The 12,160-nt window shown below is 57.3% G+C and carries 10 protein-coding genes; 4 read left to right on the top strand and 6 right to left on the bottom strand.

Annotation, left to right across the window (positions count from 1 at the left end; all coding sequences use genetic code 11):
- Positions 1 to 17: 17 nt before the first annotated feature.
- Both I6J19_RS08125 and I6J19_RS08130 read left to right on the top strand, forming a co-directional pair.
- Positions 18 to 2,294: a sensor histidine kinase gene (locus I6J19_RS08125; RefSeq protein WP_038625401.1), complete on the top strand. Its 2,277-nt coding sequence runs from the start codon at positions 18 to 20 to the stop codon at positions 2,292 to 2,294.
- The gene (locus I6J19_RS08130; protein WP_224786551.1) at positions 2,287 to 3,045 is read left to right on the top strand and encodes a response regulator transcription factor; all 759 of its coding nucleotides are present in this window, start codon (positions 2,287 to 2,289) and stop codon (positions 3,043 to 3,045) included. Before I6J19_RS08125 ends, I6J19_RS08130 begins: the two co-directional genes overlap by 8 nt.
- Here I6J19_RS08130 and I6J19_RS08135 read toward each other — a convergent pair.
- Positions 3,042 to 4,673, bottom strand: a complete 1,632-nt coding sequence (locus I6J19_RS08135) for an ABC-F family ATP-binding cassette domain-containing protein (RefSeq protein WP_038625400.1) — start codon at positions 4,671 to 4,673, stop codon at positions 3,042 to 3,044. The genes I6J19_RS08130 and I6J19_RS08135 overlap by 4 nt on opposite strands.
- A 20-nt stretch (positions 4,674 to 4,693) precedes the next feature.
- On the opposite strand from I6J19_RS08135, the gene I6J19_RS08140 reads away from it, so the two are divergent.
- Both I6J19_RS08140 and I6J19_RS08145 read left to right on the top strand, forming a co-directional pair.
- Positions 4,694 to 5,902: a lycopene cyclase family protein gene (locus I6J19_RS08140; RefSeq protein ID WP_038625398.1), complete on the top strand. Its 1,209-nt coding sequence runs from the start codon at positions 4,694 to 4,696 to the stop codon at positions 5,900 to 5,902.
- 98 nt (positions 5,903 to 6,000) lie between these two features.
- On the top strand, positions 6,001 to 7,464 hold the full coding sequence (locus I6J19_RS08145; RefSeq protein WP_038625396.1) for an amino acid permease: 1,464 nt from the start codon (positions 6,001 to 6,003) through the stop codon (positions 7,462 to 7,464).
- Positions 7,465 to 7,870: 406 nt separating this feature from the next.
- On the opposite strand, the gene I6J19_RS08150 is transcribed toward I6J19_RS08145, so the two are convergent.
- The 5 genes from I6J19_RS08150 to sufD all read right to left on the bottom strand — a co-directional run bounded on the left by I6J19_RS08150 (position 7,871) and on the right by sufD (position 12,155).
- The gene (locus tag I6J19_RS08150; RefSeq protein ID WP_038625394.1) at positions 7,871 to 8,335 is read right to left on the bottom strand and encodes a metal-sulfur cluster assembly factor; all 465 of its coding nucleotides are present in this window, start codon (positions 8,333 to 8,335) and stop codon (positions 7,871 to 7,873) included.
- Positions 8,328 to 8,843 (bottom strand): Fe-S cluster assembly sulfur transfer protein SufU, encoded by a 516-nt coding sequence (sufU, locus tag I6J19_RS08155; protein WP_038625391.1) that lies wholly within the window; start codon positions 8,841 to 8,843, stop codon positions 8,328 to 8,330. Before sufU ends, I6J19_RS08150 begins: the two co-directional genes overlap by 8 nt.
- A 20-nt stretch (positions 8,844 to 8,863) precedes the next feature.
- Positions 8,864 to 10,117 (bottom strand): cysteine desulfurase, encoded by a 1,254-nt coding sequence (locus tag I6J19_RS08160; protein ID WP_038625389.1) that lies wholly within the window; start codon positions 10,115 to 10,117, stop codon positions 8,864 to 8,866.
- Positions 10,110 to 10,871: a Fe-S cluster assembly ATPase SufC gene (gene sufC, locus I6J19_RS08165; protein WP_038625387.1), complete on the bottom strand. Its 762-nt coding sequence runs from the start codon at positions 10,869 to 10,871 to the stop codon at positions 10,110 to 10,112. Before sufC ends, I6J19_RS08160 begins: the two co-directional genes overlap by 8 nt.
- 93 nt (positions 10,872 to 10,964) lie before the next feature.
- Positions 10,965 to 12,155 carry a Fe-S cluster assembly protein SufD gene (sufD, locus tag I6J19_RS08170; RefSeq protein WP_038625385.1) on the bottom strand — a complete coding sequence of 397 codons (1,191 nt, stop codon included), beginning with the start codon at positions 12,153 to 12,155 and terminating at the stop codon, positions 10,965 to 10,967.
- Positions 12,156 to 12,160: the final 5 nt, after the last annotated feature.

Consider the following 12,160-nt stretch of genomic DNA (forward strand, 5'->3'; position numbering starts at 1 on the left):
AGGAATGTGATTGTCGCATGGAGAGGTGGAATCCCGATTCGGCACTTGCCGGACAGTCACCATCAATTGAAATGTCTGTGCTGCGATCCGGTGCGATTATTATTGCCGTCACCGGATTTTTGTGGCAGATTGAATCGGCTATTCGTTCTGTCCCCTTAGAAAACTTTCTGAGCCACTGGTTCCCTTTTGCATCACTACTCATATTCATTCTCAGCGATATGTTGCTGATTTGGGCAGTGATCAACAATACGCGGCGAGGCCTTATTGCCGCACTGCGTGTACCGATGTACATCATGTTGGTTTTCCTGATGTTGGTTTCAACCTATTGGGATCTGCCTCATAACTCCATTGGAAATGCACTCTGGTATAGCCCATTTTCAGGTTTGGCCCTCGCTGCATTTGCGCTGACGGTGCCACTCCACATCAGTTTGTCCGTGATGGTATTTGTTCCCGGACTGATTGCCGTCATTAATTCATGGTTGCTGGGGCACACTTTTTGGCTCGACATGTTGTCGGATGTCGGATTCAATCTCATCAACACTTTTCCATTTGTGATTATCGCGGGCTCTGCACAACCCGTCGCAAGGCTTATTGACTACACCTACGAGAATTCTCGGAAGGTCAATGAGAGAGCGGAGCGTATGCGTGTCCGCGGAGAGGCAATGAGTAGCTTCAACGCCTATGTTCATGACTATGTATTAGCCGCACTGTCTGCAATTGGTAAGGGCTCTAAGATTGACTTCTCGCTAGACGAGCAGACTGGGCTGTTTTTCTCGCCTCGGCAAACAGTAAGCGGTCGAACTTTTGCGGAGGCTGTACGGGCGCAATTGCTGTCGGTGAGCTCTGACATTTCGGTAACGCTAGATACCAGCGAAGAAGGCGGTCCAGTTCGTCTCCCAGGAGAAGTTGCTAACACGTTCCTATTAGCTGCAACTGAGGTGGCAAATAATGCCAAGCGTCATGCAGGTACCACGGCGGAAAAGAAGTGCCACATTCGTGTTGCCTCTGGCGAGGTCTCCATTGATTTTCGTGATGATGGCAGCGGGTTCGACCCCGAAGGAATTGACCCGCATCGTGCAGGTATTCGATTAAGTGTTAAAGGTCGAATGGAGGCCCTTCGTGGCGGAGATGCCGACGTTAAATCAAAACCTGGGAAAGGTACTCAGGTTATTCTCAAATGGCACGGTAATACCTCTCCTGTGGAAGAGGAAGATGTAGTCGATTCCTCGGCTCATACGACATCGCTGTATGACCTCATGGGAATGTCGATTGTTTTTTCCTGGCAGTTCTACGGCGCGATCGTCGGCGTGTTGTTCATGGTCCTAGTCAGTAATGGGCAATTATTTACGACGGCAGGACAAATCAGCCTGGCGTTAGCGATCGGTCTTCTCGGGCTAATTATGTATGGTCGCCATTCGCAATTGCCGTTAAATCGCGCATTTGTAATTGGTGTCGCAATTGTTGTATTAGCTGGGGTTGGGCTTTACCAGCCCATTCCAAATAATTTGGAATGGTCGTATTTCTGGCACTTTAGCTTAATTTCTTTTGCGTCTGCATTGCTCGCCATCCGCGGCCGACCCTGGGTTGCACTGAATTCAGTGCTCGGTGGCGCAATCCTGGTGGAGATACTCAAGTTCTTCCCCTTTGCCCCCTCGGATTCCACCCACATCAGTATCTCTGGAGTCGACCTGCTAGTTCGCTCCGTGATGCTGGTCGCTGGAATTTTGACGTCCATCATGGTCCGCTTCTTTATGCGTACCGTTCCGCAGTCTATTCAGGATTATAATCGTGCGCTGTACACTGCCGGTGCTGCCAAAGAGTACGAAATCAGCAGCCAGAGCAACTACGAATGGCTGCAGCGTCAGGTCGGTCCCATATTTAGCGCCGCTGCAGTTTTGGATAAACCGACCCCGCGATTGCAGTTGCGTGCGCGTCTCACAGAGCAGCTCCTCCGAGACGTTCTACGTTCGCCGCATCTAAATGTCGGGTCACTTCACCAAGCTGTTTGGGACGCGCGGGCCAGAGGCGTTCATGTCCGGCTCCTCGATGACCGCAATCACACGCAGGCCGTTTCCGGTAGCACCGATGTGCGCCGTATTCCGCTTGTCGACGATGATTCCGCGGTGGCTAAGTTGATGCCGAGCTTCCTCGAAACGATCGATAACGCCGAAGAAGGATCGGTAACAATTCGTCTATTGCCCCCGGGCAGACGTGCATTTGCATCCATTTCTGATGACAATGGAGTGCAAAGGTTTGATGAAGCCGGTGAGAGGATAGTGATGTCACGTGACTAGGGAAAACATTGCGGGAATGAGCAATGCTTCCATCGACGTCTCGGCTGCAATTGACTCCGACAACATCGGAGATTACAGCGTGCAGTCGGATCGTTTGCTTCGCGTTGCTGCGATTGATGATCATGCCTTGACTCTGCAGGGGCTCGAAACCCTGCTGTCTGCAGAGCCAGACTTTGAGCTCGTCGGCTGTTATCAAACTGTGCCGGCACTACTGGCTGATGTGGGCACTGATGATCGCCTGGATGTGGTCGTGCTGGATCTGCGGCTGGCGGATAATTCAGATCCAGCGCAGAACGTGCTCTCGCTGGAATTGGTCACCGACCACGTGCTCATTCTCTCGTCAGCTGAAAGCCCATACCTTGTCCGAAAGGCAGTGCGTACCGGAGTGATGGGGGTTGTTCAGAAATCGGAAACCCCGGAAACAGTCGTGTCTGCAGTACGGCTGGCGGCGCTTGGCAAGGGCGCGCTGACTACGGAATGGGCATCGGTAGTGGACTCTGATCCCCTGCTCGATTCTGTCGATTTGTCAGAACGCCAGCGTGAGGTACTGGAGCTCTACGCCTCCGGTGAGTCGACGAAGCGAGTCGCGTCGATGACAGGGCTGACACCGAACACCGTGTTGGACTACTTGGGCCGCATTCGAGCCAAGTATGCGGCAGCTGGCCGGGCCGAGAACAGCCTTAACAAGTCGGAGATGTATAGGCTCGCCCAGCAGGACGGTTACCTGCCTGGGCCAATGGATCCGTCTTAAGCCAGCTCGACGATTTCCATGTAGTCGTCACTCCAGAGGTCTTCCGTGCCGTCGGGAAGCACGATGACGCGCTCGGGCTCTAACGCCTTGACCGCACCTGGATCGTGGGTAACCAGTACGACGGCCCCGGTGTATGTACGCAGTGCGTCGAGCACCTGTTCGCGGGACTGAGGGTCGAGGTTGTTAGTGGGCTCGTCGAGAAGCAGGACGTTTGCGCGGGAGCTAACCAGCGTCGCCAGCGCTAGACGTGTCTTCTCACCACCGGAGAGGGTACCCGCTGGCTGCTGCAGCTTATCGCCGGAGAACATAAAGGCACCGAGTAGGCTCCGCAGTTCCGGCTCGTTGACGTCAGGGCAGGCGTAGACGGTGTTTTCCCAGACAGTCTTGTCCGGGTCAATCGTGTCATGTTCCTGGGCGAAGTAGCCGATGCGCAGGCCGTGGCCGGAGACGATGCCGCCTTCGCCATCGGTGCGCTCCACACCGGCGAGTAGCTTCAGTAGCGTCGTCTTACCAGCACCGTTGAAACCGAGGACAACCACGCGGGAACCCTTGTCAATCGCAAGATCCACACCGGCGAAGACTTCCAACGAGCCATACATCTTGGTCAGTCCCGTGGCGTTGAGTGGAGTCTTGCCACAGGGCGCCGGCTCTGGGAAGGAAATGTGGGCGACCTTGTCCTCGACGCGGACCTCGTCGAGACTATCCATCATACGCTCAGCACGAGCCACCATCTGCTTGGCCGCACGGGCTTTCGTCGCCTTCGCACCTAGCTTCTCGGCCTGCTTGCGCAGTGCGCTGGCCTTCTTCTCCGCGTTAGCGAACTCGCGGCGACGTCGAGCCTCATCGGTCGCGCGTGCCGACAGGTAGTTCTTCCAGCCCATGTTGTACACATCAGCTTCGGCGCGCACCGCGTCGAGGAACCAGACTTTGTTACACACGGCCTCGAGCAGCTCGACATCGTGCGAGATCATAATCAAGCCGCCCTCATGCTTGCTGAGGAATTCGCGGAGCCAGGTAATCGAATCCGCATCGAGGTGGTTCGTCGGCTCGTCGAGAAGCAGTGTCGTGGCGGACTTGCCTGAGCCTTCGGTAGCGGCGAAGAGAATCTGAGCAAGTTCGACACGGCGGCGCTGACCACCCGAGAGCGTCTTCAGAGGCTGGTCGAGTACGCGCTCCGGCAACCCCAGCGCGTCGCAAATGCGGGCTGCCTCAGCGTTCGCCTCGTAGCCGCCGAGATCGTGGTAGCGCTCCTCGAGACGCGAAAACTTCCGAATCGCCGCATCGCGCTTCGTGTCAGTGGTCGCGGTCTCCATGATCTCCTGCTGGCGATCCATGCTCCGGCGGATTTGGTCAAGGCCTCGCGCCGACAGCACACGGTCGCGGGCGGAGATGTCGATGTTGCCTTCGCGTGAGTCCTGTGGCAGGTAACCAATCGAGCCAGAGCGCACCACGGAGCCACCGTAGGGCTCAGTTTCGCCGGAGAGGATACGCATAGTCGTCGTTTTGCCAGCACCATTTCGCCCGACGAGTCCAATCCGGTCTCCCGGCTGGACGCGCAGCTGCTCACCCGGCGCAGTGAGCAGGGTACGGGCGCCGACTCGGACTTCAAGGTCATGGGTCACAATCACGAACGAGTAGCCTACCAGTTATGACTTCATTTCCCGTGACCGCCTCCGTCGTCGGCCTCGGGCCCGCCGGAAGAATCGCCGCCCACCGCGCATCCGCTCGCGGCTGGGATGTCACCGCTTACGACCCCGCCGGTGGCACACTGCCCTCGACGATTGGTCTCTGGTGCGACCAACTCCCCGACTGGTTGCCCAGCGATTTCCTCGCCGCCACTTTTCAACCCAGCGTCATTCTTGTCGACGGCACCGAACGTCAGCTCACCCGCACGTACGGCGTTGTTAACAACGACTGCCTGCAAAAACTTGGCGGTTTCCGCATCGAACGCCGCTCGCTCACCGATTCCGAATCCACGGGTGCTGACATCACGATTGTCACCACCGGGCGCGCACACGCCGCAGTCGGGCGAGGTGGGCAGGTACGGCAGCTCGCCATCGGGCACATCTTTTCGCTTGACGACGTCCCTAGCGCCCACCGCCGCGCAGTCCTCATGGACTTCACTCCAGCAGACCTGAATGCCCCAGAGACAGAGCCGGCTAGTTTCTCCTATCGCATTTTCTTGGATGACAGGACCTTCCTCATTGAAGAGACCATTCTCGCTACTCCGACTCCTATGGTTGCCGGGCATCTCGACGAAACCGGTGCGGCAGTCGGCACCGGCGGTAAGGCCGATGACTCCGTACTTCTAGAGCTGTTGCGGAGACGCCAAAAAGCACGGTTGAAGTCCCTGGAGCTCTCGGAAGATCTGGCCATTGACGAAGAAGTGGTGTCCTTTCCCCTACTGGCAAACTTTCCCTCTCGCCGCGGTGCCTTGACGCACAACGGACCATCCATGGGCACCCTCTTCGGCTTTGCAGGCGGTTGGATGCATCCTGCCACTGGTTACTCGGTGGAGTCGGTTATCGAAGATGTCGACCGTTTCTTGGCCGATATGGAAAAGAAGGGAAGCCGGTCGCTGGGGACGTCGTTAAGCATGCGATTGCAGCGATGGCTACGCGAACGTGGACTCGCGGCGTTGCTGGGGTTCGATGCACGACAGACGGGTGCGTTTTTTCGGGCGTTCTTTTCGTTGCCGGAGAAGGACGTGTTTGCCTATTTGATAGGGACATCCCCACTGACGACGCTTCGCGCTATGGCGAAAGTGGCAGTGCCTTTGCTGAAAAAGAGTCCGCGAACGTGCGGAAAGCTCATCGCAGGGTTTATGCGGGGACCTGGGAGATGGAGAAATCGTTGACGGGAAGCATATACATCAGCCGATTTGTGGGGTGATACCAACAATTAAAGCGGTGTGGTTTTTGCATTCACCGGAGTGGAAACGCTTATGATAAGTGAATGACTTCGACGCAATCTGAGGAGAATTCCTCACACAACCATAAGCTTCAGCGCAGGCTGAGAGCTCGCCACCTGAACATGATTGCCATTGGCGGTGCCATTGGCACGGGCCTGTTTGTTGCCTCCGGTGCGACCATTTCGCAGGCCGGTCCAGGCGGTGCGCTCATCGCTTACGCCCTTATCGGCATCATGGTGTGGCTGGTTATGCAGTCTCTCGGCGAGATGGCCGCCTACCTGCCAGTGCCCGGTTCCTTCCAGGAGTACGGTCGCCGATACGTCTCAGAATCCTTCGGCTTTGCCATGGGCTGGAACTACTGGTTTAATTGGGCGATTACTGTGGCCGCAGAGCTCGTCGCTGCTGCACTGGTGATGCGCTATTGGTTCCCGGATGTGCCTTCAATCGTCTGGTCCGCGCTCTTCCTCGCGATTCTATTCGGGCTGAATGCCCTGTCCGCACGTGCATTCGGCGAGGGTGAGTTCTGGTTTGCGACCATCAAGGTCATTACCGTTATCGTCTTCCTCGTTCTTGGTGTCGGCATGATTTTCGGCATCTTGGGTGGGTCCTCCCCCGGCTTTGAAAACTGGACCACGGGCGATGCCCCATTCGTCAACGGCGGAATGGGACTGCTGGCCGTTTTCGTCGTAGCCGGCTATTCCTTCCAGGGCACCGAGATGGTTGGTGTAGCAGCAGGTGAGGCTGAGGATCCTGAGCGCACCATTCCCCGCGCGATTCGCACTATCTTCTGGCGTATTCTGCTGTTCTACATCGGTGCCATCGCTGTTATTGGTTTCCTTATTGCGTACACTGACCCGAATCTTCTGAACGCGGCTGAGGACAACATTTCCATTTCACCGTTCACTCTGGTCTTTGAACGCGCAGGTATCGCGATTGCCGCTGGCCTGATGAACGCCGTCATTCTGACTTCGGTGTTGTCTGCGGGTAACTCCGGTATGTATGTATCCACTCGTATGCTGTTTTCCCTGGCTCGCCATGGACAGGCTCCGCGTTACTTCGGCAAGCTTTCCGGGCACGGCGTTCCGCTGCGCGCTCTGATCGCCACCGCTGTCATCGGTATGGCTGGCTTCATTACTTCATTGGTAGGCGATGGTGCGGCGTACACCTTCTTGCTGACGCTCTCTGCGCTCGCGGGTTTTATCACCTGGTTTGGTATCTCTTTCAGCCACTACCGCTTCCGCAAGTGTCTGAAGACCCAGAATATCCCGTTGGATTCGCTTCCCTACAAGGCGAACTTTTTCCCCGCAGGTGCTGTGCTGGCACTGATTATGTGCTTCTTTGTGGTGGCCGGACAGGCACTTGACCCGATTCGCACTGGCGAGAATATCTTCGCTATCCTCACTCCGTACCTGGGTATTCCGGTCTTCGTCCTGCTGTGGTTCATCCATAAGAAGGCAACGGGCTCTAAGCTCGTTGACCCGGCCACCGCAGACATGAGTCGCGAATAGCTGCGAATGGCTGTGAATAGCTGTGAATAGCTAATGCATCTCGCATCGAACTCTCACGACTCGGATTAGCAGTCGAAGACAATAGCGACCCCGCTTGGCACTCTTTTAGCGCCAGGTGGGGTCGCTTTTTAACTCTAAATCGGACAACCCTAAAAAATTATGGGCCGCACGTGAGAATACGGGCTGCAAATGTGAAACTGTGCGAGTTTATGACGCTTTCAGATCATTTTTCGGGCCATTTTTGACATAAATGCAGTCAGTAACTCTCATCGCCCTACCGATGCCAGCCATAAACGTAGTCAGTAACTCAAAAACAAACGAAAAAGTGCCTAGCTGAACGAGCCAGGAGCTCGTCGCCAAGCACTTTTTACGTAGCGGTGCACTCATCACCGCTGTCACTGATCGTCTAGACCGAGAAGCCGAGAGCGCGCATCTGCTCGCGGCCTTCCTCGGTAATCATGTGCGGGCCCCATGCCGGGGACCAGACCCAGTTGAGGCGGAAGTCGCGGATACCCTCGACCTTCATGACCTCAGAGGCAGTCTGGTCGGTGAGCATATCGGTCAGCGGGCAGGCTGGGGACGTGAGAGTCATGAAGATAGCGGCAATGTCGCCTTCTTCTATCCAGATGTCATAAACCAGGCCCAGGTCCACGACGTTGACTCCGAGTTCTGGGTCAACAACCTCGTACATAGCCTCTTCAACCTGGATGGCGAGCTTGTTATCGGCTTCGGTCTGCTCCGGTGCCGGCGGGACGGTGATGGACTCGTACGCATCCCCCTCATCGATTGGAGCGCCAGTGGTCATGGTGTCCTCGTCGACAGCGTCAGGCTGTGCGGGCGAGGTGGCGTCAATAGCGTTTGGTTCAGTCATGGTGGTGGCCTTCCTCGTCAGCGGTAACAGTTACAGTCGCGGTGCCAACGCCGTTGCCTTCAGCGGCGTTGGCCAGAGCCTCAGCGGTTGCGGCCTGGAAAGCTTTCCAACCGAGAAGTGCGCACTTCACACGGGCAGGGTACTTAGAGACACCAGCGAAGGCAATGCCATCGCCGATAATGTCCTCGTCGCCTTCAATCTTGCCACGGGACGTGACCATCTTCTCGAACTCGGTGAGTTTGGCCATGGCCTCGTCGACAGTCTTGCCGACAATCTCCTCAGCCATAACTGAGGTGGAGGCCTGTGAGATAGAACAGCCCACGGCGTCATAGGAGACGTCATTGACGACGGTGAGGTCGTCGTTCAGGGTGACGCGAAGCGTGAGTTCATCGCCACACGACGGGTTGACATGGTGCACTTCCGCGTTGAAAGGCTCCCGCAAACCTGCGTGCTGCGGATGCTTGTAGTGATCCAGGATGACTTCCTGGTACATCTGCTCGAGCTTCATGTCCCTCTCCTTTCTTAAAGTTACGGGGTGACACCGAAGAACTTCTGGGCGTGGCGCACTGCGTCGGCAAGCGCCTGAACGTCCTCTTCCGTGTTGTAGATGTAGAAGGATGCCCGGGCGGTCGACTGAGCGTTGAGAATCTGGTGAATCGGCCACGCGCAGTGGTGTCCGACTCGGATGCACACACCCTGGTCGTCGAGAACCTGGCCAAGATCGTGCGGGTGAATGCCCTCGACCTTAAAGGACACGGCAGAGCCACGCTGCTCTGGGGTAGTCGGACCGATGATGGTCACGCCGTCAATTTCCTGCAGCTTTTCCAGCGCGAGCGCGGTCAGGCGATGCTCATGAGCCGCCACCTTATCCATACCGATGGCATCCAAGTACTTCACCGCAGCACCAAGGCCGACGACCTGAGAAGTCATCATGGTTCCCGCCTCAAAGCGCTGCGGAGGCGCTGCGAAGGTGGTCTTCTCCATGGTGACGACCTCAATCATCGAGCCACCAGTGAGGAACGGTGGCAGAGCCTCCAGCAGTTCCCGGCGAGCGTAGAGCGCACCGACCCCGTTGGGGCCGAGCATCTTATGGCCGGAGAACGCTAGGAAATCCACATCGAGATTCTTGACATCGACAGGCATATGCGGCACCGACTGGCAAGCATCGAGGACTACCAGAGCACCGACCTCACGAGCACGGCGCACCATTTCCTCCACATCGGTGACTGCACCGGTGACGTTTGACTGATGGGTAAAGGCCACAACCTTGGTCTTGTCGCTGAGCTTCAGCGAGTCCATGTCAATGCGGCCGTCCTCAGTCACGCCGTACCAACGCAGTGTCGCGCCAGTGCGACGAGCCAGCTCCTGCCACGGCACCAAATTCGCGTGATGCTCCAGCTCAGTGACGACAATCTCGTCACCCTCGCCGACCTGGTACTGACCTGCGCGGTTGTCGCCAAGCACAAATGCCACTGTGTTCAACGCTTCGGTGGCGTTCTTGGTGAAGACCAGCTCGTCGTAGTCGGCGCCGATGAAGCCTGCGATGGCTTCGCGGGCATCTTCGTAGGCGTCCGTGGCCTCCTCAGCAATCTCGTAGGCACCGCGGTGCACCGGGGCGTTGTGGTGGGTTAGAAACTCCACCTCAGCATCGATGACCTGTTTCGGGCGCTGCGAGGTCGCTCCGGAGTCCAGGTAGACCAGCCGCTTTCCGTCACGGACAGTGCGCGACAGAATCGGAAAGTCCTCGCGTAGTGATGGGCTGAGTAGTTCGGCGTTAGGCATTGATGAACTTCTCGTAGCCGTGCTCTTCCAGCTCGTCTGCAAGCTCCGGGCCGCCGGAGGTGATGAAGTGACCATCGTGGAAGACGTGGACGTAGTCCGGCTTCACGTAGTTCAGGATGCGCTGGTAGTGAGTAATGATCAGGATGCCGCCGTCGTTTTCGTTCTGGTAGCGGTTAATGCCGTCGGAGACGACGCGCAGAGCGTCGACGTCAAGGCCGGAGTCAGTCTCATCCAGGATGGCGAACTTCGGCTTCAGCAGGTCGAGCTGCAGAATCTCGTGACGCTTCTTTTCGCCACCGGAGAAACCCTCGTTTACGGAGCGCTCGGAGAACGACGAATCGATCTCCAGGTCAGCCATTGCCTCACGGACCTCCTTGACCCAGTGGCGCAGCTTCGGAGCTTCGCCACGGACAGCGGTTGCTGCAGAGCGCAGGAAGTTGGACATGGACACGCCGGTGACCTCAACCGGGTACTGCATCGCCAGGAAGAGACCAGCCCGAGCGCGCTCATCGACGCTCATCTCCAGCACGTTCTCGCCGTCGAGCAGAATCTCGCCTTCGGTGACTTCGTAACGGGGGTGACCTGCGATGGTGTAGCTCAGGGTGGACTTACCGGAGCCGTTCGGCCCCATCACAGCGTGGGTCTCGCCAGAGTTGATCGTCAGGTTGACGCCCTTCAAAATCTCCTTGGGCTCAGCAGACTCGTCGGTCGGCAGCACCTGCGCGTGGAGGTTACGGATTTCCAAAGTGCTCATAGTGAAATCTTTTCCTTTAATCGGTGTAAGTGGCCTGCTCCCCCGGTGCTACCGGGGTGACAGGGCGGAAAGGGTGAGAAAGAAGATAAGCGGTTAGAAGCCAGCGGTGTTGAGCTCTTCGTCAACGAGTTGCTCAAGCTTCTCGCGAACGGACTCGACCGGAATCAGGTTGATGACCTCGCTGAAGAAGCCGCGAACCACCAAACGGCGGGCTGCCATTTCGGGGATACCGCGGGAGAGCAGGTAGAACAGCTGTTCCTCGTCGAAGCGACCAACGGTAGCAGCGTGACCAGCACCAGCGATTTCACCGGTTTCGATTTCCAGGTTCGGAACTGCGTCGGCACGCGCGCCCTCGGTGAGTAGCAGATTGCGGTTGAGCTCATAGGTATCGGTGCCCGTGGCCTCTGCACGAATGAGCACGTCTCCCACCCACGCGGTGCGGGCCTCACGATGAGCGACATTCGGCTCGCCCTGCAACGCGCCCTTGTACATGACGTTGGAGCGGCAGTTCGGCACAGCGTGGTCTACCAGCATGCGGTTTTCGAAGTACTGACCGCCATCGGCGAAGTACACGCCCAGCAGATCGACGTCGCCGCCCGGTGCCGTGAATGCAACGCGTGGAACGATACGGACAACCTCGCCACCGAACGTTGCGACGGTGTGGCGCAGCGTGGCATCACGGCCGACGCGAATATGGTGAGCAGAGCCGTGAACTGCATCTTCGTTCCAGTTCACCATGGTCACGACGCTCAGCTTAGCGCCGTCGCCGATTACGAACTCAATGTTGTCCGCGAACGTGCCGCTGCCACGGTAGTTAATCACGCAGACGGCCTCGGCGTGGGACTGCACATCAATGACGATATGGCCGTAGGAAACGTTGTCCTCGCCCGGGCCATCGATGTCAATGACGACCGGTTCCTTGGAAACCGAATTCTTCGCGAAGGTCACGATGTGTGCATCGTCGAAGTTGGAGTACGCCTGTGCTGCCACGCGATCCGTCGGGGTACCGGCGCGGCCGAGGCGTTCGTCGTCACGCTTGACGACGTCCACAGCGACACCATCCTGACCGCCAGTCTCGACCAAAATCGACGCTGCAACCGGATCGGCGGCGGTGCCGTTGTGGAGACCGCGAAGTTTGCGCAGCGGTGTGAACTTCCACTCCTCATCCTTGCCATGCGGCACGGAGAAGTCCTCCACGTTGAAAGATGAGAAAACGTCGCCCTTGTTCGCCAGCACGCGGCGGCTATGAGCAGCCTGGTTTTCGTTGTTAATCGTCGTAGTCATAGGTA

The organism is Corynebacterium amycolatum, assembly GCF_016889425.1.
Lineage (GTDB): Bacteria > Actinomycetota > Actinomycetes > Mycobacteriales > Mycobacteriaceae > Corynebacterium > Corynebacterium amycolatum.

Excerpts from the sequence above, each read along its gene's own strand:
- I6J19_RS08125 (WP_038625401.1), top strand. The coding sequence starts at position 18 with ATGGAGAGGTGGAATCCCGATTCGGCACTTGCCGGACAGTCACCATCA.
- I6J19_RS08140 (WP_038625398.1), top strand. The coding sequence starts at position 4,694 with ATGACTTCATTTCCCGTGACCGCCTCCGTCGTCGGCCTCGGGCCCGCC.
- I6J19_RS08150 (WP_038625394.1), bottom strand. The coding sequence starts at position 8,335 with ATGACTGAACCAAACGCTATTGACGCCACCTCGCCCGCACAGCCTGAC.
- sufC (WP_038625387.1), bottom strand. The coding sequence starts at position 10,871 with ATGAGCACTTTGGAAATCCGTAACCTCCACGCGCAGGTGCTGCCGACC.
- sufD (WP_038625385.1), bottom strand. The coding sequence starts at position 12,155 with ATGACTACGACGATTAACAACGAAAACCAGGCTGCTCATAGCCGCCGC.
- sufU (WP_038625391.1), bottom strand. The coding sequence starts at position 8,843 with ATGAAGCTCGAGCAGATGTACCAGGAAGTCATCCTGGATCACTACAAG.
- I6J19_RS08145 (WP_038625396.1), top strand. The coding sequence starts at position 6,001 with ATGACTTCGACGCAATCTGAGGAGAATTCCTCACACAACCATAAGCTT.
- I6J19_RS08160 (WP_038625389.1), bottom strand. The coding sequence starts at position 10,117 with ATGCCTAACGCCGAACTACTCAGCCCATCACTACGCGAGGACTTTCCG.